Source organism: Rhizobacter sp. (genome assembly GCA_019635355.1).
In the GTDB taxonomy this organism is placed as follows: Bacteria; Pseudomonadota; Gammaproteobacteria; order Burkholderiales; family Burkholderiaceae_C; genus Rhizobacter.
The window spans coordinates 3,009,447-3,028,525 of sequence record JAHBZQ010000001.1; the positions used below are offsets into that span (position 1 = coordinate 3,009,447).

21 protein-coding genes are annotated in these 19,079 nt (G+C 70.2%); 7 read left to right on the plus strand and 14 right to left on the minus strand.

Going from position 1 to position 19,079, the window contains the following annotated elements:
* The 4 genes from KF892_13665 to KF892_13680 form a co-directional block, all read right to left on the minus strand.
* On the minus strand, positions 1 to 984 hold the full coding sequence (locus KF892_13665; protein MBX3626056.1) for an ABC transporter substrate-binding protein: 984 nt from the start codon (positions 982 to 984) through the stop codon (positions 1 to 3).
* A 122-nt stretch (positions 985 to 1,106) separates the two neighbouring features.
* Positions 1,107 to 1,538 (minus strand): DUF1810 domain-containing protein, encoded by a 432-nt coding sequence (locus tag KF892_13670; protein ID MBX3626057.1) that lies wholly within the window; start codon positions 1,536 to 1,538, stop codon positions 1,107 to 1,109.
* A gap of 64 nt (positions 1,539 to 1,602) precedes the next feature.
* Positions 1,603 to 1,878 (minus strand): hypothetical protein, encoded by a 276-nt coding sequence (locus KF892_13675; GenBank protein ID MBX3626058.1) that lies wholly within the window; start codon positions 1,876 to 1,878, stop codon positions 1,603 to 1,605.
* 111 nt (positions 1,879 to 1,989) lie between these two features.
* Positions 1,990 to 3,477 carry an ABC transporter permease subunit gene (locus KF892_13680; protein ID MBX3626059.1) on the minus strand — a complete coding sequence of 496 codons (1,488 nt, stop codon included), beginning with the start codon at positions 3,475 to 3,477 and terminating at the stop codon, positions 1,990 to 1,992.
* Positions 3,478 to 3,664: 187 nt separating this feature from the next.
* On the opposite strand from KF892_13680, the gene KF892_13685 reads away from it, so the two are divergent.
* Positions 3,665 to 5,479, plus strand: a complete 1,815-nt coding sequence (locus tag KF892_13685; protein MBX3626060.1) for an NERD domain-containing protein — start codon at positions 3,665 to 3,667, stop codon at positions 5,477 to 5,479.
* 27 nt (positions 5,480 to 5,506) lie between these two features.
* On the opposite strand, the gene KF892_13690 is transcribed toward KF892_13685, so the two are convergent.
* The 8 genes from KF892_13690 to ssuE form a co-directional block, all read right to left on the minus strand.
* Complete coding sequence (locus tag KF892_13690) at positions 5,507 to 6,088, minus strand: serine hydrolase family protein (GenBank protein ID MBX3626061.1); 582 nt, start codon at positions 6,086 to 6,088, stop codon at positions 5,507 to 5,509.
* Positions 6,088 to 6,306 (minus strand): molybdopterin-binding protein, encoded by a 219-nt coding sequence (locus tag KF892_13695; GenBank protein MBX3626062.1) that lies wholly within the window; start codon positions 6,304 to 6,306, stop codon positions 6,088 to 6,090. The genes KF892_13690 and KF892_13695 overlap by 1 nt, the downstream gene beginning before the upstream one ends.
* Positions 6,307 to 6,330: 24 nt before the next feature.
* Complete coding sequence (locus KF892_13700) at positions 6,331 to 7,176, minus strand: ATP-binding cassette domain-containing protein (GenBank protein MBX3626063.1); 846 nt, start codon at positions 7,174 to 7,176, stop codon at positions 6,331 to 6,333.
* 1 nt (position 7,177) lies between these two features.
* Positions 7,178 to 7,966, minus strand: a complete 789-nt coding sequence (gene ssuC, locus KF892_13705) for an aliphatic sulfonate ABC transporter permease SsuC (protein ID MBX3626064.1) — start codon at positions 7,964 to 7,966, stop codon at positions 7,178 to 7,180.
* A gap of 5 nt (positions 7,967 to 7,971) precedes the next feature.
* Positions 7,972 to 9,141: an FMNH2-dependent alkanesulfonate monooxygenase gene (gene ssuD, locus KF892_13710; GenBank protein ID MBX3626065.1), complete on the minus strand. Its 1,170-nt coding sequence runs from the start codon at positions 9,139 to 9,141 to the stop codon at positions 7,972 to 7,974.
* Positions 9,142 to 9,251: 110 nt separating this feature from the next.
* A complete protein-coding gene (locus KF892_13715) occupies positions 9,252 to 10,205 on the minus strand; it encodes an aliphatic sulfonate ABC transporter substrate-binding protein (GenBank protein MBX3626066.1) in 954 nt (317 codons plus the stop codon).
* A gap of 13 nt (positions 10,206 to 10,218) precedes the next feature.
* Positions 10,219 to 11,196, minus strand: coding sequence for a sulfonate ABC transporter substrate-binding protein (locus KF892_13720; GenBank protein MBX3626067.1), 978 nt, complete (start codon positions 11,194 to 11,196; stop codon positions 10,219 to 10,221).
* A 119-nt stretch (positions 11,197 to 11,315) separates the two neighbouring features.
* On the minus strand, positions 11,316 to 11,870 hold the full coding sequence (ssuE, locus tag KF892_13725) for an NADPH-dependent FMN reductase (protein MBX3626068.1): 555 nt from the start codon (positions 11,868 to 11,870) through the stop codon (positions 11,316 to 11,318).
* Between the two features lie 99 nt (positions 11,871 to 11,969).
* Here ssuE and KF892_13730 point away from each other — a divergent pair, with 99 nt between their 5' ends.
* The 6 genes from KF892_13730 (at position 11,970) to KF892_13755 (ending at position 17,182) form a co-directional block, all read left to right on the plus strand.
* A complete protein-coding gene (locus KF892_13730) occupies positions 11,970 to 12,584 on the plus strand; it encodes a YitT family protein (protein ID MBX3626069.1) in 615 nt (204 codons plus the stop codon).
* Between the two features lie 64 nt (positions 12,585 to 12,648).
* Entirely contained in the window at positions 12,649 to 13,731 is a 1,083-nt protein-coding gene (locus KF892_13735; GenBank protein MBX3626070.1) for an alpha/beta fold hydrolase, read from the plus strand.
* Positions 13,732 to 13,867: 136 nt separating this feature from the next.
* A complete protein-coding gene (locus tag KF892_13740) occupies positions 13,868 to 14,239 on the plus strand; it encodes a hypothetical protein (GenBank protein ID MBX3626071.1) in 372 nt (123 codons plus the stop codon).
* A 133-nt stretch (positions 14,240 to 14,372) separates the two neighbouring features.
* On the plus strand, positions 14,373 to 15,209 hold the full coding sequence (locus KF892_13745; protein MBX3626072.1) for an SDR family oxidoreductase: 837 nt from the start codon (positions 14,373 to 14,375) through the stop codon (positions 15,207 to 15,209).
* Positions 15,210 to 15,342: 133 nt separating this feature from the next.
* On the plus strand, positions 15,343 to 16,323 hold the full coding sequence (locus KF892_13750; protein MBX3626073.1) for an NAD(+)/NADH kinase: 981 nt from the start codon (positions 15,343 to 15,345) through the stop codon (positions 16,321 to 16,323).
* The gene (locus KF892_13755; GenBank protein MBX3626074.1) at positions 16,304 to 17,182 is read left to right on the plus strand and encodes a metallophosphoesterase; all 879 of its coding nucleotides are present in this window, start codon (positions 16,304 to 16,306) and stop codon (positions 17,180 to 17,182) included. Before KF892_13750 ends, KF892_13755 begins: the two co-directional genes overlap by 20 nt.
* Here the strand turns inward: KF892_13755 and KF892_13760 are convergent.
* Together KF892_13760 and KF892_13765 are read right to left on the minus strand one after the other, a co-directional pair.
* Positions 17,172 to 17,621 carry a response regulator gene (locus KF892_13760; GenBank protein MBX3626075.1) on the minus strand — a complete coding sequence of 150 codons (450 nt, stop codon included), beginning with the start codon at positions 17,619 to 17,621 and terminating at the stop codon, positions 17,172 to 17,174. The genes KF892_13755 and KF892_13760 overlap by 11 nt on opposite strands.
* A 20-nt stretch (positions 17,622 to 17,641) precedes the next feature.
* Entirely contained in the window at positions 17,642 to 19,024 is a 1,383-nt protein-coding gene (locus KF892_13765; protein MBX3626076.1) for an AAA family ATPase, read from the minus strand.
* Positions 19,025 to 19,079: the final 55 nt, after the last annotated feature.

The following is a 19,079-nucleotide window of genomic DNA, read 5'->3' on the forward strand; positions in this document are numbered from 1 at the left end:
TCAGCGCCCGACGGCCGCCGCCGTGGGCTTGGCCTTTCGCAGTGGCGCGGTGTGCACGAACGAGAGGTAGTTCGGGGCCGCCCGGCCCTGGATCTGGCCTTCGCGCAAGGCCCAGCGCGCCTGGCTCTCCAGGGTGGCGATGAGCGACTGGTCGAGCCCGAGCCGGTACGAGAAGATGGGCCAGGCGAAGTCGAGGAACTCCTGGTCGAGCTGCAGGCGCCGCCGCAGGATGGCCTGGGCGCCTTCGGGCTCCTGCTGGATGTACTGCTCGGCGCGGCGCATGGCGCGCAGCAGGCGTTCGAAGGCCGCGTCGTGCGTGCCGACGAGCCGGCGCTGCACGGCGAGGTTGAAGGTCTGGATGTAGCCGTTCGAGGCGGCCAGCGCGTGGCCCTGCGGCCCGAGGGCCTTGAGCGCCTGGAAGCCGAAAGGCTCCCAGCAGGCGATGGCGTCGACCTGGCCCTTCACCAGCGCGTCGACCAGCTGCTCGGGCCGCAGGTCGACGATGCGCACGGTGCGCGGGTCGATGCCCGAGACGATGAGGTGCAGGTCGAGGAAGTACTGCGCCGTCGAACCGAAAGGCACGCCGATGCGCTTGGCGGCGACGCTCGCACCACTGCTGCGCGGGCCGCGCATCACGATCTTGAGGTCGTCGCCGGCGCTCACGAAGGTGGCGATGATGGAGAAGTCGGCCCGCTGGAAGGCCGCCATCGCAAGCGGCAGGTCACCCACCGTCGCCACGTCGGCCCGGCCCTCGAAGAGCTGGCCCAGGCAGCGCTGCCCGCCCACGCATTCCTGCACCTGCACCTCGAGCGATTCGGCGGCGAAGTAACCCTTCTCCTCGGCCACGTAGAGCGGCAAGGACAGGGGCGTCCTGGAGACGGCCAGGCGCAGCGGCGGCTCGGCCAGCGCCGGGCCGGGCACGAGCGCGCCCAGCCACAGGGCCCACCAGAACGCCACTCGCCGAAGACACAGTGCCATGCGCATGAATCACCCTCGACGAACGGCGCCAGAGCCCCTCTAGGATGCTACGGACGGCGCGTTTTCAAGGGAGGGAAAGCGAGCTGTATCGGGCCCGATTTCCAGCCCTCGGGCCGCGGCGGGCGGGCCTATGCGTCGTCGCGGAGCAATTCGAGCGTGCGCGGGTCGCGCTCGCCGCCGTACCAGCGCTGCAGCGCCAGCGACCACACCGGCTCGCCCGGAGCCACCACCTCGAAGAGCGTGAGGCAGGAGCGGAACTTGGCGTCGTCGGGCGATCCGAAGATCTCGCTGGCACTCTTGTGGGGCACGGCGAGCACCCGCTGCACCGAGCGCTTGAGCCGCGGGCCCAGCACCGGGTGCGCCCAGTAGGCCGCGGCCTCCTGCTGCGAGGCGATGCCGTAGCGCTGCGCCATGTCACTGCGGCCCAGCGCCTTGAGTTGCGGGAAGACGAACCACATCCAGTGCGTCTTCTTCGCACCGGCGGAGAGTTCGGCGTCGACCTGCGCCATCACCGGCGCTTGGGCGTCGACAAAACGTTGCAGATCGTGCGGGTCACTCATCGGGGCTCCTCGTCACAAAGGGCCCTTCAGAATATTCGGCTTCGGCGCCCGTGGCGCAAGTAGCTCAGGCCGGTTGAGGGAAATGTGCCAGCCTGCGCAAAACCGTCACGCTTGTGACGGCATAACAGCCGGCCACGTTGCCCAGGCAGACCAGCGTGTAGTTCGGGTCTCCACTGACGAAGCGGGCATAGAGCAGCGACACGGTGGACGACGCGCACCACAGGCCCCAGGTGGGCAAGGACACGTCGGCCGCGCCATTGCGGCTGCGCCACACGGCCAGCACCTGCGGCACGTAGCCGACCACGAACAGCACCCCGAACAGCGCATACAACGCGCTCACCACACCCACCACGACAGCACTCCGACGACCTGGCGGCCAGATGGCGCCTGGAGGCCAGTGTGGCCCGGGCCAGCGGCGTGCGATGCGCCGAAAACGCCGCGGAAGCCGGCCTTACTTCGCGCGCCGCACCCAGCGCTCGGCCAGCTCGAAGACGAGCTGCGCGGCGAGCGCCAGCAGCGCCGCCGGAATGGCCCCGGCCAAAAGCGCGGTGTGGTCGTTGAGCGCGAGGCCGGTCACGATGCGCTCGCCATAGCCCCCGGCGCCGATGAAGGCGGCGATGGTGGCCGTGCCCACGCTGATGACGGTGGCGGTCTTGATGCCGGCCAGCAGCACCGGCGCGGCGAGCGGCAGGTCGATGGTGCGCCAGCGCTGCGGCGCGGTGAGGCCGAGCGCGGTGCCCGCCTCGCGCAGGCCGGCGGGCACCTGCTGCAGCCCGGTGGCCGTGTTGCGCACGATGGGCAAGAGCGCGTAGAGCGCGAGCGCCACCAGCGCCGGCACGGTGCCGATGCGCCCGAGCAGCGGGACCAGCATCGCCAGCAGCGCGAGCGAGGGCACGGTCTGCAAGAGGCCCACCAGCGCCATCACCGGCTGCTCCACCCGCGGCAGCGCGGCGGCGGCGGCGCCGAGCGGAATGCCGACGAGGCAGGCCACGAGCACGGCCACGGCGACCAGCAGCAGGTGCTGCGCGGTGAGCCGGCCCAGGTCGTCGGCGAAGAGACGCTGCACCAGACCGGACTGTCCCGCTGCGGGGGTGCTAGGCGCGAGGAAGCCACGCGCCACGTCGGCAAAGGGCCGGCCCTGCAGCTCGGCTTGGCCGTTCATCTCGATCATCTGCTCCACGCCGATGCGGCCTTCTAGCGCAGCGAGGGCCTTCCACGCGGCCGGAAAACGCTGCGGCACATCGAGCCGGTACAGCAGCACCGCGTCGTAGCGCGGGAAGAACGCGAGGTCGTCTTCGAGCACGCGCAGGCCCAGCGTCGCGATCTTGGCGTCGGTGGTGTAGATGTCGGTGGCGGCGATGCGGCCGCTGGCGAGCGCTTCGTAGGCGATGCCGTGGTCGATGCCGATGGGTTGGTGCGGCAGGCCGTAGCGCCCCGCGAGGCCGGGCCAGCCATCTTGGCGGCCGAGGAACTCGTGGGACAAGCCCAGCGCGAGCCCCGCATGCGCCTTGAGGTCGCTCAGGCGCCGGATGTTCAGCCGCTGCGCCTCGGCCTCCTTCATCGCCAGCGCATAGCCGTTGGAAAAGCCCAGCGTGCCGCTCATGCCCATCCCGTGCTGCGCGAGCCCGGCCCGCAGCGCCTCGACGCTGTCAAGTTGCGGCTGCTTGAGGATCTCGGCCGCGAGGGTGCCGAGGTACTCGGGGTAGACGTCGATCGCCCCGGCTTTCAGCGCTTCGAACACCACGGCGGTGTTGCCCAGGCCTTGGCGGTGCTGAGCGCTCGCGCCCGCACGCTGCGCCGTCTGCGCAATCACCTCGCCGAGGAGGTACGACTCGGTGAAGCGCTTGGAGCCGACCTGCAAGGTCGCGTCATCGGCCAGGGCGGGGCCCACCCCTGCGAGGCACACGAGGGCGAGCAGCAGCAAGCGGAAGACGGGCATCGCCGCATCTTGCCAACAACCACCCACCCATGGTTCACGAATGGACGCACGCGCCGGGCCGCGAACTTCGCACGTTCCCGCCCCGCTTGGCGCATGCCCCTGCGCCCTAGCCGCCACGGCGCCATAGACTTCGACGCTGCTGCGCCGCACCTCGGTCGCCGCAGCGTTTGAGCAAGGGAGCTTGACGATGGCTGTGCTGATTCCCGCCCTGAGCAGTTGCGTCTCGCGCATGACGTCGGGCGAGCGGCGCCTGGCGCAGCGCCTCGAGGACAAGCTGGAGGACGACTACCTGCTCTGGTACGACGTGCCCGTCGGGCCCAAACAATCACACCCAGACTTCGTGGTGCTGCACCCCAGGCGCGGGCTTTTGATCCTGGAGACCAAGGACTGGCGCCTGGAGACCGTGCGAACAGCCACACGGCAATACTGGGAGATCGCCCCCGACGGCCACCCAAAAGTCGTCATCAACCCCCTCGCACAGGCACGACATTGCGCTATACAAGTCGTCAACGCGCTCGAACGCGACCGGCAGCTCGTGCATACAGCCGGCCAGCACGCCGGCAAACTGGCGTTCCCGTGGGGCTACGGCGTGGTACTCACACGCATCACGCGCAAGCAGTTCGAAAGTGCCGAGCTCGGCCAGGCCATCGAGCCGCACCTCGTGATCTGCTCGGACGAAATGCCCGAGTCGGTCGAGGCGGAAGAATTCCAGCAGCGCCTATGGCACATGTTGCCGCATGCATTCGGCGCAATGATGTCCGCACCGCAGCTCGACCGTGTTCGCTGGATCATGTTTCCCGAGGTGCGGGTACCGGCACAGACCGCGCTGTTCGACGAACACGACGATTCCGCCCAGTTGCCCGACGTCATGCAGGTGATGGACCTGCAGCAAGAGCAACTAGCCCGCAGCCTGGGTGACGGGCACCGCGTGATCCACGGCGTGGCGGGCTCGGGCAAGACAATGATCCTCGGCTACCGGGCCGAGTACCTCGCAAAAGCGCAGACAAGCGCCTCCAAGCCCATCCTCGTGCTGTGTTTCAACGAGCCGTTGGCCGTCAAGCTCGACAGCGTGTTCGAGGCGAAAGGCCTCGCCGACAGGGTGCACGCACGGAACTTCCACAAGTGGTGTTGGCACCAGCTGAAGACCTATGGCCAGACTTTGCCGCAGCAAGGCCCGAGGATGTTCGACGAGATGGTCGAGCGCGTAATCGCGGCAGTCGATCGGCGGCAGATTCCTTCGGGCCAGTACCAGGCCATCCTGATCGACGAAGGGCACGACTTTCGCCCTGAATGGCTCAAGCTCATCACCCAGATGGTCGACCCCACCACAAACAGCCTGCTGCTGCTCTATGACGACGCGCAGAGCATCTACGAACGCCAGCGCAAACGCCAGTTCAGCTTCAAGAGCGTGGGCATCCAGGCGCAGGGCCGCACGACCATTCTCAAGATCAACTACCGCAACACACGGCAGATCCTCCAGACCGCCAGTCTGATCGCGAAAGATCTGCTGACGGCGGAAGACCGCGACGATGACGGCATTCCGCTTGTGCGCCCCATCAGCGCCGGGCGCGAAGGGCCGGCACCGCTGGTACTGCGCCTGCCGAGCCTGCGCGACGAGGCGAAGCGGATTGCCGAACTGCAGCATGACGAACACGACGGTGGCGGTCGTGCGTGGAGCGACATGGCGGTGCTGTGCAAGAACTTCGAGGTCATGAACGCCTGCGCCGACGCCCTCAAGGCTCGGCGCCTGCCGCACCAGGTCCGCAAGCGCTCGGGCGACTTCCAGCCGAAACAAGACGCCATCAAGGTCATGACGATGAAGGTCAGCAAGGGGCTGGAGTTCCCGTTCGTCGCGATCCCCGGGCTAGGACACATGGCCGGCCCCGACGACGACGAAGTGGAAGAAGCGCGCATCTTCTATGTGGCGGCGACGCGCGCAACCGACAAGTTGCTGATCACGGCCAGCGGCGAGGGCAAGTTCGCCAGCAAGTTGGGTCTTTGACAGGAGTCGCTTCCGCATCGCTTCGCGTCAGACCGCAAACGACCACTCCATGACTGAAGCGCGCTCCAGCCGGTGCTCACGCGAATGCTGCTGGTGCTGCCGGCGCACCCATTGCGCGGCCAGCGGCAGCGGGCCGAAGCCCGACTCGGCGTTGATGTGGCCGGCGTCGCCGAGGTTCAGGTAGTGCGCGCCCCAGCGGCGCGCCCAGCGCAGGGCTTCGGCGGCGCGCATCCACGGGTCGGTGTCGCTGGCGACGAGCGTGGTGCGCGGCGCGAGCGGCGCCGCATGCAGGCGCTGCTGCAGGCCGAAGCGCTCAGGGTCGGCGGGCGCGACCAGCAGGGCTGCGCTGATGCGCGCCTCACCCCGGCCGAGTAGCTGCGCGAGCGCGAGGCAGCCGAAGCTGTGGGCCACGGCCACCACCGGGCCGGGTGCGTCGCCCAGCGTCTCGCCGATGCGCTCGGCCCAGCGTGCGAGATCGGGGGTCGACCAGTCGTCCTGCCGCACGCGCAGCGCCTCGGGGTGCAGCGTGTGCAACCAGGTCTGCCAATGCGCCGGGCCGCTGTCGTGCAGGCCCGGAACGATCAGCAAGCGAGGCTCGGCGTGCAGCATCAGAGGGCCGCGATGGACACCTCGGTCGACTTCACGAGCGCGATGACCTCGCGCCCGACTTCGAGCCGCAGTTCCTTCACCGAGCGGGTGGTGATGACCGAGGTGACGACGAGGCCCGAGGGCGTTTCGACGTCGATCTCGGAGACGACCGGGCCTTCGATGATTTCGCGGACCTTGCCGCGGAACTGGTTGCGCACGTTGATGGCGGTGATGCTCATGGAAGTTTCCTTGGGATGAAAGTGTCAGGTGGAGAAGCGCCAGCCACCGAAGCCCGAAGGCACCGGCAGTTCGGCTTCCCGGGAGGTGTCGATCGCCGGCTGCTGCAGCACGCGCTGCAGCACCCGCTCTTCCAGCGCTGCGAAGCTCGCGTGGCCGCGCGAGCGCGGGCGAGCCAGCGGCACGGCCTCGTCGAGTGCGATGTGGTGGTCTTCGATCAGCACCACGCGGTCGGCCAGGGCCACCGCTTCCGACACGTCGTGCGTGATCAGGATGGCGGTGAAGCCGTGTTCCTTCCACAGCCGCTCGATGAGGCCGTGCATCTCGATGCGGGTGAGGGCATCGAGCGCGCCCAGCGGCTCGTCGAGCAGCAGCAGGCGCGGCCGGTGCACCAGCGCGCGGGCCAGCGCCACGCGCTGCCGCTGGCCGCCCGAGAGCACCGCTGGCCAGTCGTGGGCGCGGTCGGCCAGGCCCACCTGCGCCAGCGCTTCGAGCGCACGCGCCTTCGCGTCGGGGCCTTCGAGGCCGAGGGCGATGTTGTCGACCACGCGCTTCCAGGGCAAGAGGCGGGCGTCTTGAAACATGATGCGCACGTCGTCGCGGTGCTGCGCGAGCGGGTCGCCGTCGAGCGCGATCGTGCCGGCCTGCGCCGATTCGAGCGCGGCCACCAGGCGCAAGAGCGTGCTCTTGCCGCAGCCGCTGCGGCCGACGATGGCGATGAATTCGCCGGGGGCGACGTCGAGGTCGACACCGTCGAGCACGACACGCTCGCCGTAGACCTTGCGCACCCCGCGCACCGCGAGCGCAAGGCCCTGCGGCTTCTTGGGTGCGTGATGCTGCAGCGTGGGAGCAGACAGTTCGGTGCGTGCCATCTCAGGCCTCCTTCACTTGATAGCCCGGGTGCCAGCGCAACCACCAGCGCTCCAGCGCCTTGGCCAGCACGTCAGCCAGCTTGCCGAGCAGCGCGTAGAGCAGGATGCCCACCAGCACCACGTCGGTCTGCAGGAACTCGCGCGCGTTCATCGTGAGGTAGCCGATGCCCGCCTGCGCCGAGATCGTCTCGGCCACGATGAGCAGCACCCACATCAACCCGAGCGAGAAGCGCAGGCCCACCAGCACCGAGGGCAGCGCGCCGGGGAGGATCACCTGGCGATACAGCTGCCAGCCCGACAGGCCGTAGCTGCGCGCCATCTCGATCAGGCCCTTGTCGACCGAGCGGATGCCGTGGAAGGTGTTGAGGTAGATCGGGAAGAACACGCCCACCGCGACGAGGAAGAGCTTGGCGCTCTCGTCGATGCCGAACCAGAGGATCACGAGCGGGATGAGCGCGAGCGCCGGGATGTTGCGCACCATCTGCAGCGTGGTGTCGAGCAGGGTCTCGCCGATGCGGAAGGTGCCGGTGAAGAGGCCCAGCAAGAGGCCGAGGCCGCCGCCGATCGCCAGGCCGGCAAGCGCGCGGCCGGTGCTCACCGCCACGTGCTGGATCAGCTCGCCCGAGGCGAGCAGGTTCCAGAACGCGGTGATCACCGACCAGGGCTCGGGCAGCACGCGGGTGGAGAGCCAGCCGCCGCGCGACGACAGCTCCCACGCCGCGAGGATGAGCACCGGCACCAGCCAGGGCAGCGCACGGTGCGCCAACGATGTGTGGGATCGTGTGCTCATGGTCGTCAGCTTTGCGAGACCTTGGGCACATACGTGTTGGCGACGATCTCGCCAAACGGCCCGGTGAGCGCGCGGCCCGGCAGCTTGTGTTGCAGCTCGAGCGGCAGCAGCGGGAACACCAGCTCGGCAAAGCGATGCGCTTCTTCGAGATGCGGGTAGCCGCTGAGCACGAAGTAGTCGAGCCCGAGCGCCGCGTACTCCTTGAGGCGCTCGGCCACCTGCTCGGGGTTGCCCACGAGCGCCGTGCCGGCACCGCCGCGCACGAGGCCCACGCCGGCCCACAGGTTGGGCGAGATCTCCAGGCCTTCACGGATGTTGGCCTTGTTGAACTTGCCCTTGTGCAGCTCGGCCATGCGGCGCTGGCCCACCGAGTCCATCTGCGCGAACTTGGCCTGCGCGGCCTCGACCACCTTCTCGTCGAGCTGCGACACCAGCTCGGCCGCGGCGCGCCAGGCCTCGTCTTCCGTCTCGCGCACGATCACGTGCAGGCGGATGCCGAAGCTCAGTTGGCGGCCGTGCTTCGCCGCACGCGCGCTCACGTCGGCCACCTTGGCGGCCACGGCGGCGGGCGGCTCGCCCCAGGTGAGGTAGGTGTCGACCTGCTCGGCGGCGAGGTCATGCGCCGCCTCCGACGAGCCGCCGAAGAAAACCTGCGGGTACGGCTGGCTGATCGGCGGGTAGAGCAGCTTCGCGCCCCGCACCTTGAGGTGCCGGCCTTCGTAGTCGAACGCCTCGCCGTCGTGGCTGCGCGCGAGGATCTCGCGCCAGATCTTCAGGAACTCGGCACTCTCTTCGTAGCGTGCTTCGTGGCTGAGGAACTGGCCGTCGCCGGCCAGCTCGTGCGCATCACCGCCCGTCACGAGGTTGACGATGAGGCGGCCACCCGAGAGGCGGTCGAGCGTGGCGGCCATGCGGGCCGACTGCGAGGGCGCCACGAGACCGGGGCGCAGCGCCACGAGGAATTTGAGGCGCCGGGTCGCGTCGATCAGGCTCGCGGCGGTGATCCACGAGTCTTCGCAGGAGCGGCCGGTGGGCAGCAGCACGCCTTCGTAGCCCAGCGTGTCGGCGGCCACGGCCACCTGCTTGAAGTAGTCGAAGGTGGCGGCGCGGGCGCCCTTGCTCGTGCCGAGGTAGCGGCTGTCGCCGTGGGTGGGGATGAACCAGAGGATCTTCATGGGGTGCTTGTGGAAATGTGGATGGGTCGGAACCGTGCGAATGTGGGCGGGGCACGCCGTTCGCCCTGAGCTTGTCGAAGGGCAGCGCGGGGCAGGAGGCTTCGACAGGCTCAGCCCGAACGGAGCTGAGCGGGCTGCCAGACGATGTCGGCCACGCGGATGGCCTTGGGGATGAGCCCGAGCTCGTGGAAGGCGTCGGCCACCTTCTGCTGCTCGGCGACGAGCGCCACGCTCAGCGGGCCCACCGGCGAGCTCGGGCGGCGGTCGAGGAAGCGCAGCACGGTGGCGAGGCCGAGGCCGGAGAACTCGGCGTACTGCTTCGCGGTCTCGGCGCGGTGGCGTGCCACGTGCGCGTCGGCCTCGGTGAGTGCGGCGAAGAGCTGGCGCAGCACCGGCTCCTGCTGCACCAGTCCGCGCGAGGCGAGGTAGAAGGAGTTGTTGCTGGTGAGCCCGCGGCTGGTGACGAGCGGGCGCGCACGACCGTCGATCTCGGCGGCAGCGTAGTACGGGTCCCAGATCGACCAGGCGTCGACGGCTCCGCGCTCGAAGGCCGCGCGAGCATCGGCGGGTGCGAGGTACACCGGCTGGATGTCGGCCCAATTCAGGCCGGCCTTGCGCACCGCCTGCACCAGCAGGAAATGCGCGCTCGAGCCCTTCTGCACCGCGATGCGCTTGCCCTTCAACTCGGCGAGGGTCTTGAGCGGCGAGCCCTCACGCACCAGCAGCGCCGAGGTGTCGGGCTTGGGCGGTTCGGCGGCCACGTAGACGATGTCCTTGCCCGCGGCCTGCGCGAAGACGGGCGGCGAGTCGCCCACCGCGCCGAAGTCCACGCTGCCCACGGCCAGCGCTTCGAGCAGCTGCGGGCCGGCGGGGAACTCGACCCACTGCACCGGCGTGCCGGGCAGGCGCTGCTCCACGAGCTTGAGCGAGCGGGCGATCGTGAGGTTGATCGAGCCTTTCTGGAACCCGATGCGCAGCGGCGCAGCGTTGGCCCTTGCCGGCCACCAGGTGGCCGCCGTGACCGACAGGACCCCGAGCGCCGCGCGGCGGCTGATGTTCGTCATCGCAGCCTCCCGCTCAGTTCTGCGCCACCGACACGCCGCGCGGCAACGCATCGCGGATGCGGATGGCCTTGGGGATGAGCTTCAGCTCGAAGAAGGTGTCGGCGATCTTCTGCTGCTCGGCCGCCACCTGCGCGCTGATGGGCACGATGCCGTAGGCGAAACGGCCGGCCGCCACTTCGGTGATGGCCGGGTCGAGGCCGATCTGCGGCGCGAGCAGCTCGGCCACCGCCTTCGCGTTGGTGGCGGCCCAGCGGTCGAGCTTCGCGAGCTCGTCGATCACGGCCTGGATCACCTGCGGGTGCTTGTCGGCGTAGCCACGCGCAGCGAGATAGAACTGGTGGTTGGCGACGATGCCGCGGCCGTCGGCGATCGAGCGCGCGCCGAGCTGCTTCTCGGCGGCGGCGAGGAACGGGTCCCAGATCACCCACGCGTCGACCGCACCGCGCTCGAAAGCGGCACGCGCATCGGCCGGTGGCAGGAAGACGACCTGCACGTCGCTGTACTTGAGGCCGGCTTTCTCGAGCGCCTTCACCAGCAGGAAGTGCACGTTGGAGCCTTTGTTGAGCGCGACCTTCTTGCCCTTCAGGTCGGCCACGTTCTTTACCGCCGAGGTCTTGGGCACGACGATGGCTTCACCGGCCGGTGCGGGCGGCTGGTTGGCCACGTAGACGAGGTCGGCGCCGGCGGCCTGCGCAAAGATGGGTGGCGCTTCGCCCACGGTGCCGAAGTCGAGCGAGCCGACGTTCAGGCCTTCGAGCAGCACCGGGCCCGAGGGGAACTCGGTCCACTTCACCGTGATGCCTTGCGCCGCGAGGCGGCGGTCGAGGTCGCCGCGCGCTTTCAGGATCGTGAGCGTGCCGTACTTCTGGTAGCCGATGCGCAGCTCTTTCGGTGCGGTCTGCGCCTGGGCGGCGAAGGAGAGAGAGGCCAGCGCGGCGGTGGCGAGTTGCAGCCAGCGGCGGCGCGAAGGGCGAAGGTTCGAGAGGGTCATGGGAGCTGTGTGCTTTCGTCAGGAAAAGGGGCGCCCGACCCGACGGGGCGTCGGGCACCGAATCGCCCACGCGGGGCGAGGAGACAAGGGGTGAAACGAGGGCCGAGCCGCTCAGCCGATCAACATCGCGCCGGCTCGGCGACGCGCATTCGCTCGTGCGTTGCGAGCAAGGGCTGCAGCGCGCGGTCGAGCCGCTCGAGCAGGGCGTCGTCGGGGGCGTAGCCGCCGGCCGGCAGCGACGGCAGCTGCGCATCGGTGGCGTACACGCCGTCGAGGATGTTGCGCGCGCCGAGTGCCGAGAGCACCGGCTTCAGCGCATAGTCGACCGCGAGCAGGTGCGCGATGCTGCCGCCGGTGGCGAGCGGCAGCACCGTCTTGCCGCGCAGCGCGTCCTGCGGCAGCAGGTCGAGCCAGAGTTTGAGCAGGCCGCTGTAGGCCGCCTTGTAGATGGGCGTGGAGACGATCAGCACGTCGGCCTCGGCCACGCGCTGAACGCTCGCCGCGACCGCGGGGTGCCGCGCATCGGCGGCCACCAGCGCGTGCGCCGGCAACTCGCGCACGTGCACACGGTGGCGCTCGAAGGCCGCGGTTTCGAGCCGGGCCTGGGCCAGTTCGAGCAACCAGCCCGAGCGCGAGCGTTGCGAGGGGCTGCCGGAGATGCTGACGATGTTCATGGCTGCACGATAGCCAGCAGCCTGCGGTGCGCCAACGAACGAAATCGCGCATCGATATCGATTTCGCAAACGCGCATGGCCCGCGTGGAGAATCGGGCGATGCAAGACCCCGACCCCGCCACGCTCAAGCACACGCCGCTCGAAGACCTGCAGGCGATCCTGATCGGCACGCTGCTCGTGTCGCTCGCGGTCACGCTCTTCCAGCATGCGGGGCTGCTGTCGGGCGGCACTGCGGGCATCGCCTTCCTCGCGCACTACCTCGGCGGCTGGTCGTTCGGCCTCGCGTACTTCGTCATCAACCTGCCCTTCTACTGGCTGGCCTGGCGCCACATGGGCCGCCGCTTCACGCTGCGCACGCTGGCCGCGGTGGTGCTGGTGGCGGTGATGAGCGACTGGCTGCCGCGCCACCTGGTGCTCGCCTCGCTCGACGCGTGGCTCGCCGCCCTGCTCGGCGGCGTGCTGATGGGCAATGGCTTCCTGGTGCTCTTTCGCCACCACGCGAGCCTGGGCGGCCTGGGCATCCTCGCGTTGCTGGCGCAGAAGAAGAAAGGCTGGCGCGCCGGCCACGTGCAGATGGCGATGGACGCGGCCATCGTGTGCGCCGCCCTCGCCACCGTGCCACTCGACCGTGTGGCCCTCTCGGTGGCCGCGGCCGTGGTGCTCAACCTCGTGATCGCCACCAACCACCGACCCGGGCGCTACGTGGCGCAGTGACACCGCCGCCCCGCGTGCCGCGGCGGCGTCGACATCACCGGAGCCTGGCCCTACGATCCCCCGCATGGCCGCGAACTCTTCCTCCGTGCGCAGCGAACTGCGCTTCGCCACCCTGGCGTCGGGCGCGCGCATCGCCTGGGCCGCAAGCGGCCGCGGCACGGCGGGCACACCGCCGCTCGTGCGCGCCGCGCACTGGATGACGCATGTGGAGCACGATGCGCAGTCGCCCCTCTGGCAACCCTGGCTCACGCGCCTGGGCCGCTCGTTGCGGGTGGTGCGCTACGACGAGCGCGGCTGCGGCTCGTCGTCGAGCGACGACACGCCGCCCGGGCTGGACGCCGCCGTCGAGGAGCTGGCCGCGGTGATCGACGCCAGCGGCAGCGCACGTGTGGCGCTGCTCGGCATGTCGGGCTCGTGCGCCGCCGCTGTCGCCTATGCGGCGCGCCACCCCGGGCGGGTGAGCCACCTCGTGCTGCACGGCGGCTACACACACGGGCTGCTGCAGCGCGAGCCGAGTGCCGAAGCCCTGGCTTACCACCGCGCGCAACTGCAACTGATGGCCCTGGGCTGGGGCCGCCGCAACCCGGCGGTGCAGCAGTTCTTCACCACCACCCTGCTGCCCGAGGCCACGCCCGAGCAGGCCGCGGCGCTCAACGAGCAGCAGCGGCTGTCGTGCGACGGCGCGCGGGCCGCGGCCATCCTCGATGCCCGCGCCTCGCTCGACGTGCGGCCCTTCCTGCCGCAGGTGCGCTGCCCCACGCTCGTGCTGCACAGCGAAGGCGACGTCATGGTGCCGCTAGAGCGTGGCCGCGAGCTCGCGGCCGGCATCGCCGGTGCACGCTTCGAGGCGCTGCGCAGCCGCAACCACATCCCGCTGGCGGGCGAAGCGGCCTTCGAGCGCTTCTGCGACGCCATCACCGAGTTCGTCAACGAGTCGGCGGCGCCCAGTGCCGGCTTCACCCGCCGCGAGCGCGAGCTGCTCGACGCGGTGGCACGCGGCCTCGACAACCTGCAGATCGCCGCCCACCTGGGCCTGGCCGACAAGACCGTGCGCAACGCCCTCTCGCCGCTCTACGCCAAGCTCGGCGTGGAAGGCCGCCCACAGGCCATCGTGCGGGCCCGCGAGCTGGGCTTCGGGCAGGGCTGAGCGGGACAGGCGTCCCGCCCGGCGCACGCCTGCACACCCGCCCGGCCGGCCGCCGGGCCCGTTGCCCCGTGGTGCACGTGAGCCGGTGGCGCTGCAATCGGGTTCCCGTCATCGCGACACCCACCAGGAGCCCACCATGTCACCTGCCGCCCGTTCCCTGCAGGCCTTCGGTCTTTATCTCTGCGTGCTGGGCCCGGGGCTGCTCGTGGCGCCCGGGCCTCTGCTGGCCCCCTTCGGCATCGCCGCGCCGCAGGAGGTGTGGGTGCGCGTGGTCGGGCTGCTGGCCCTGGTGCTCGGCGCGTACTACCTCGTGATCGCGCGTCACGAGGTCGTGCCGCTGATGCGCGCCAGCGTGGTGGCGCGCTTCGGTGTGCTGGGGGTCTTCAGCGGCCTCGTGCTGCTGGCCGGTGCACCGGCCGCGCTGGTGCTCTTCGGCCTGGTCGACGCGGCCGCCGCCTCCTGGACGGCCGTGTCGCTGCGGCGCGGCCCCGCTCTCGCCCGCGCCTGACGCGGCGCAGCAGCGTCGCGAAAGTTACTTGTCGGCCGACAAGTCAAATCGCCAACCGTGATACAACCCTCCGTTCGATTCGCGCGCAAGACGCGGGGCACGGTGCCCTGGGCGCAGCGGAGGGAGTGGTGTCGTGGTGGATCGTTTGAAGAACAAGGTGGCCGTCATCACCGGCGGATGCTCGGGCATTGGCCTCGGCACGGTGGAGAAGTTCGTCGCCGAAGGCGCGCAGGTGGTGGTGGGCGACATCAACGACGCCGACGGCGCCGCGCTGGAAGCACGTTTTGCCGGCAAGGTCGCCTACCAGCATTGCGACGTGACCGATGCGCCGCAGATCGAGGCGCTGATGGCCGCGGCGGCGGCGCGCTTCGGCGGGCTCGACATCGTCTTCAACAACGCCGGGGCCGGCGGCACGCCCGCATCCATTGCCGAGATGACGCCCGAAGGCTGGGACCGCACCCAGAGCCTCTTGCTGCGCTCGGTGGCGCTCGGCATCGCCTACGCCGTGCCGCACCTGAAGAAGCGCGGCGGCGGGGCCATCGTCAACACCGCCTCCATCGCGGGCGTGCAGTCGGGCGCCGCACCCATCGCCTACTCGGTGGCCAAGGCCGGCGTGATCCACCTGACCCGCATCGCCGGAGCCGAGCTCGCGCGCAGCGGCATCCGCGTCAACGCGGTGTGCCCGGGGCTCATCCTCACCAACATCTTCACCGCCAACCCGGAGCGTGTGCCGCCCGCAGCGGCGCCAATGGTGAAGGCCGCGATGGCCAAGGGCGCGCCCAACGCCCAGCCGATCCACAAGGCCGGCGTGCCGGAAGACATTGCCAACGCGGTGCTCTTCTTTGCCAGCGACGACTCGGCCTTCGTGACGGGCGAGCACCTGCTCGTGGACGGCGGCGCGTTCATCGGCCCTCGCCATGTGTGGGACCCCGCAGCACAAGCTGAACGCGAAGCGCGCATGCGGGGATGACAGCCCCTCGGTCGACGGGTACGTCGACCGATCCCCCGAGGGAATGCGGGCCGGCTTGGGGCAGCCCGGCGCTCGGCCCGCTCGCGCCCGCCCGCCTGGGTTGAACGGCACACGGATTGCCGCAGGGAGGAGGATGCGCCACAGCTCCTTCCACGACAGCCCGCTCCACGTCCTGCTCAACGCGGCCTCGGGCCGCGATGACGCCCAGGCCACCTATGCACTGATCGGCCAGAAGCTGGCCGAATCGGGTCGGCGCTACCGCATCGAGATGGTGGAGCGTGGCGAGGACATTCCGCGCACCGCGCAGCGCCTGGCCGCGCAGGCCACCGCGCAAGGCGGCGTGGTGGTCGCCGCCGGGGGCGACGGCACCATCAACGCCGTGGCCCAGGCCGCACACGACGCCGGCTGCCCGATGGGCGTGCTGCCGCAGGGCACCTTCAACTACTTCAGCCGCACGCACGGCATCCCGCAAGACACCGCCGCCGCCATCGAGGCGATGCTCGGGGCGCAGGCGCATCCGGTGCAGGTGGGGCTCATCAACAACCGGGTGTTTCTCGTCAACGCGAGCCTCGGCCTCTACCCCGACCTGCTGGAAGACCGCGAGGCCTACAAGCAGCGCTTCGGCCGCAGCCGCGTGGTGGCGCTCTTCGCCGCCGGCGCCACACTGCTGCGCGAGCACCGCCAGCTGCGCCTGCGCATCGAGCGCGGCGGCGCGGTGCGCGACGTGCGCAGCGCCACGCTCTTCGTCGGCAACAACCGGCTGCAGCTGGAGCAGGTGGGCCTGCCCGAAGCGCGCGCCATCGACCAGGGCCGCGTGGCCGCGGTGATGTTGAAGCCCACCAGCACCTGGGGCCTGGTGCGCCTGATGTGGCGCAGCGCGAGGGGCGAGCTGGCCGAGGTGCAGGAGGTGGAGCACTTCCAGTTCCAGCACATGACGGTGCAGCCCTGGCTGCCCTACGGCTCGCGGCGCGTGAAGGTGGCGACCGACGGTGAGGTGAGCCTGATGCGTGCGCCCCTCGAATTCCGCGTGTCGCCACGGCCGCTGTACCTGCTCAAGCCGGCCGTGCGCCCGGGTGCGGTCGACACCGTCGAACATGCTGCTGCACATCTCTGACCCGCACTTCGGCACCGAGCAGCCGGAGGTGGTAGACGCGCTGCTGCGCCTCACCGACACGCACCGCCCGGAGCTGGTGCTGCTCTCGGGCGACATCACGCAGCGCGCGCGGCGCTCGCAGTTCCGCGCGGCGCGCGAGTTCGTCGACCGGCTCAACACACCACGCACGCTTGTGATCCCCGGCAACCACGACATCCCGCTCTTCAACCTGGCGGCCCGGCTCTTCTGGCCCTATGCCAACTACCTGCGCGAGTTCCCGGCGGTGGCTGGCCTGCACGACTCGAGCCGCCTGCGGGTGATCGCGCTCAACACCACACGCCCCAGCCGGCACAAGAACGGCGTGCTCTCGCCCGAGCAGATCGACCACGTGGTGGAGTGCCTGCGGCAGGCGAAGCCGGGGCAGCTGCGCATCGTGGCGATGCACCAGCCGATCGCGGTGGAGCGGGCGCAAGACGCGCACGACCGCCTGCGCGGCCCGCTGCGCGAGGCGCTGCAGCGCTGGGCCGAGGCCGGCGCCGACCTGGTGCTGGGCGGCCACATCCACCTGCCCTACGTGCTGCCGCTCTTCAGCCCGACCGAGCGGCTCAAGCGCCGCATGTGGGCGGTGCAGGCGGGCACGGCGGTGTCGCGCCGGGTGCGCGAGGGCATTCCGAATTCGGTGAACATCATCCGCTGGGGCGGCGTGCTGCCGCTCGGGCTGTGCCTGGTCGAACGCTGGGACTACCTGGCCGAGGCGAAGGCGTTTGCCCGCGCGCGCGTGTCGGCGCTCGACACTGGCTGGCTGCCGCCCGACCCGCCGCCCATCACCGTGCCGGCGGTCGACCCGGCACATCTCGGGCCGGTCGAGGCTAGACCTTGAGGCCGCGCAGAAAGCGCTGCAGCGACGCGTCGAGCTTCGGCGCCGCCACACCCGCGCCGCCCGCGGCCTGCTGCACGCGGCCATGCACCGAGAAGTGGGCCACGAGCTGCAGCAGGCTGTCGGCCGCGTAGGGCTTCTCGACGAAGGCGTCGTAGTCGGTGAAGGACTCGCGCACCACCTTCTCGTGGGTGCCGCTCATCACGACGATGGGGATGTCTTCCAGCAGCGGGTTGGCGCGCACGGCCTGGCCGAGCTCGCCGCCGGTCACGTGGGGCATCATGAAATCGGTGAGGATGACCGCGGGCTTCTCGCCCGCGAGCAACTCGAGCGCCGCCTTGCCGTTGGCCGCGCAGGCCACACGAAAGCCTTCGGCCTCGAGCAGCAGGCTCAGGATCTCCGCGCTTCCGTACTCGTCTTCGGCCAGCAGGACCAATTTCATGTTGCGCAACCTCGTGGACCTCACACGACCGTCAAGCCCGACACATCGAGCCTCAGGTCGAAGCTGCTGCGCTCGGCATGCGCCGCACGCAGCTTGCCGACGGTGAGCCGCCGGCGGTCCGGCGTGTCGTCGTGGCGGGTGAGGTGGAAAACATTGTCGAACCAGGCCGCGAGACCGTCGCCGTTGGGGTCTCTGCTGCCGGTCGCGGCGGCCATCGCGGCCGGGTCGAGCGTGAACACCGAGGTCACGCCACGCACCTTCAGCTCGCGCAGCAGGCGGCCGACGAAGCGGTAGCCACGCTCCGGGAAGGCCACCGTGTCGCCCAGCACGGCCAGCCCGTCGACCACCACGCGCTGCACGCCGCGCTCGTCGACGAGCCGCAGCAGCTTGTGGCCGATCTCGTCGAGCGCTTCGTCTTCGGAGCCCTGCACATGGATGCCGAGCGTGCCGCGCTTGACGGCCTCGGCCACCGGCAGGCCGCAGGGGGCGCCCGCCCGCACGAGCTCGGGCACGGTCTCGGTGCCGGCGAGCATCAGCGCGGGCTCGCCAGGCGCGGCGAGCAGGAACGACAGGCCGAGCACCGTCTTGCCCGAGCCGCTGCGCCCCACGAGCAGCGTGCTGCTGCCGCGCGCCAGCCCGCCGCCAAGCAGGGCGGCATCGACATCGGGCACGCCCAGGCACACGGTGGCCACACCACGCGTGTCGTCACGCTCGGTCGACGGCATGCCCTCCAGCCGCGGGAAGAAGCGCAGGCCGTGGTCGGTGATGCAGAAGGTGTGCTTGCCACGCTCGACCGCGCTGCCGCGGAACTTGCGCACCTGGATGCGCCGCTCGCTGCGCCACTGGAAGGTGTAGTCCTCGAACGAGATGATGCCGTCGACCATCGTCTGCTCGGCGTCGATCGAGCGGCCGTGGCCACTGGTGAGCAGCAGGCAGGTGCAGCCCATCGCCGAGGCGAGGCTCTGCAGCTCGTGCACGAACTGGCGCACGCCTTCGTCGGGCCGCTCGGGCGAGGTCTCGACGACGAGCCCATCGACGATCAGCAGCTCCGCCTGGTGGCGCGCCAGCTCGCCGCGCAGCAGCTGCACCACCGCCTTCAGGCCATGCTCTTCGAGTTCGCGGTAGCCGCTGAGGTAGAGCACCGAGGCGTTGACGAGCTCGGGCTTGCAGAAGCTCTGGCCCCGCATGTGCTGCAGCATGCGCGAGTGCGATTCGGCCAGCATGGTGACGTAGAGCGCCTTGCCGCCGCGCCCGGCATGGGCGAAGGCGATCTGGTTGGCGAGCGTCGTCTTGCCGGCCCCCGGCGGCCCTTCGAGGATGTAGACCCCACCTTCGAACAGGCCGCCGTGCAGGATCTCGTCGAAACCCGGCACCGCCGTGGGAAACCGCTTCATCGCTGGCATGGGGGCACCCTCTGTGCGCTTCTGTAGGAATGCGCGGATGGTAGCGGCGGGGGGC

What these genes read in the sequence shown, in the direction of transcription:
- KF892_13720 (MBX3626067.1), bottom strand. Translation starts at nt 11,196, where the DNA reads ATGACCCTCTCGAACCTTCGCCCTTCGCGCCGCCGCTGGCTGCAACTC.
- KF892_13750 (MBX3626073.1), top strand. Translation starts at nt 15,343, where the DNA reads ATGCGCCACAGCTCCTTCCACGACAGCCCGCTCCACGTCCTGCTCAAC.
- KF892_13715 (MBX3626066.1), bottom strand. Translation starts at nt 10,205, where the DNA reads ATGACGAACATCAGCCGCCGCGCGGCGCTCGGGGTCCTGTCGGTCACG.
- KF892_13735 (MBX3626070.1), top strand. Translation starts at nt 12,649, where the DNA reads ATGGCCGCGAACTCTTCCTCCGTGCGCAGCGAACTGCGCTTCGCCACC.
- KF892_13755 (MBX3626074.1), top strand. Translation starts at nt 16,304, where the DNA reads ATGCTGCTGCACATCTCTGACCCGCACTTCGGCACCGAGCAGCCGGAG.
- KF892_13665 (MBX3626056.1), bottom strand. Translation starts at nt 984, where the DNA reads ATGCGCATGGCACTGTGTCTTCGGCGAGTGGCGTTCTGGTGGGCCCTG.
- KF892_13730 (MBX3626069.1), top strand. Translation starts at nt 11,970, where the DNA reads ATGCAAGACCCCGACCCCGCCACGCTCAAGCACACGCCGCTCGAAGAC.
- KF892_13685 (MBX3626060.1), top strand. Translation starts at nt 3,665, where the DNA reads ATGGCTGTGCTGATTCCCGCCCTGAGCAGTTGCGTCTCGCGCATGACG.
- ssuC (MBX3626064.1), bottom strand. Translation starts at nt 7,966, where the DNA reads ATGAGCACACGATCCCACACATCGTTGGCGCACCGTGCGCTGCCCTGG.
- KF892_13670 (MBX3626057.1), bottom strand. Translation starts at nt 1,538, where the DNA reads ATGAGTGACCCGCACGATCTGCAACGTTTTGTCGACGCCCAAGCGCCG.
- KF892_13680 (MBX3626059.1), bottom strand. Translation starts at nt 3,477, where the DNA reads ATGCCCGTCTTCCGCTTGCTGCTGCTCGCCCTCGTGTGCCTCGCAGGG.
- KF892_13765 (MBX3626076.1), bottom strand. Translation starts at nt 19,024, where the DNA reads ATGCCAGCGATGAAGCGGTTTCCCACGGCGGTGCCGGGTTTCGACGAG.
- ssuD (MBX3626065.1), bottom strand. Translation starts at nt 9,141, where the DNA reads ATGAAGATCCTCTGGTTCATCCCCACCCACGGCGACAGCCGCTACCTC.
- KF892_13760 (MBX3626075.1), bottom strand. Translation starts at nt 17,621, where the DNA reads ATGAAATTGGTCCTGCTGGCCGAAGACGAGTACGGAAGCGCGGAGATC.
- ssuE (MBX3626068.1), bottom strand. Translation starts at nt 11,870, where the DNA reads ATGAACATCGTCAGCATCTCCGGCAGCCCCTCGCAACGCTCGCGCTCG.
- KF892_13695 (MBX3626062.1), bottom strand. Translation starts at nt 6,306, where the DNA reads ATGAGCATCACCGCCATCAACGTGCGCAACCAGTTCCGCGGCAAGGTC.
- KF892_13740 (MBX3626071.1), top strand. Translation starts at nt 13,868, where the DNA reads ATGTCACCTGCCGCCCGTTCCCTGCAGGCCTTCGGTCTTTATCTCTGC.
- KF892_13690 (MBX3626061.1), bottom strand. Translation starts at nt 6,088, where the DNA reads ATGCTGCACGCCGAGCCTCGCTTGCTGATCGTTCCGGGCCTGCACGAC.
- KF892_13700 (MBX3626063.1), bottom strand. Translation starts at nt 7,176, where the DNA reads ATGGCACGCACCGAACTGTCTGCTCCCACGCTGCAGCATCACGCACCC.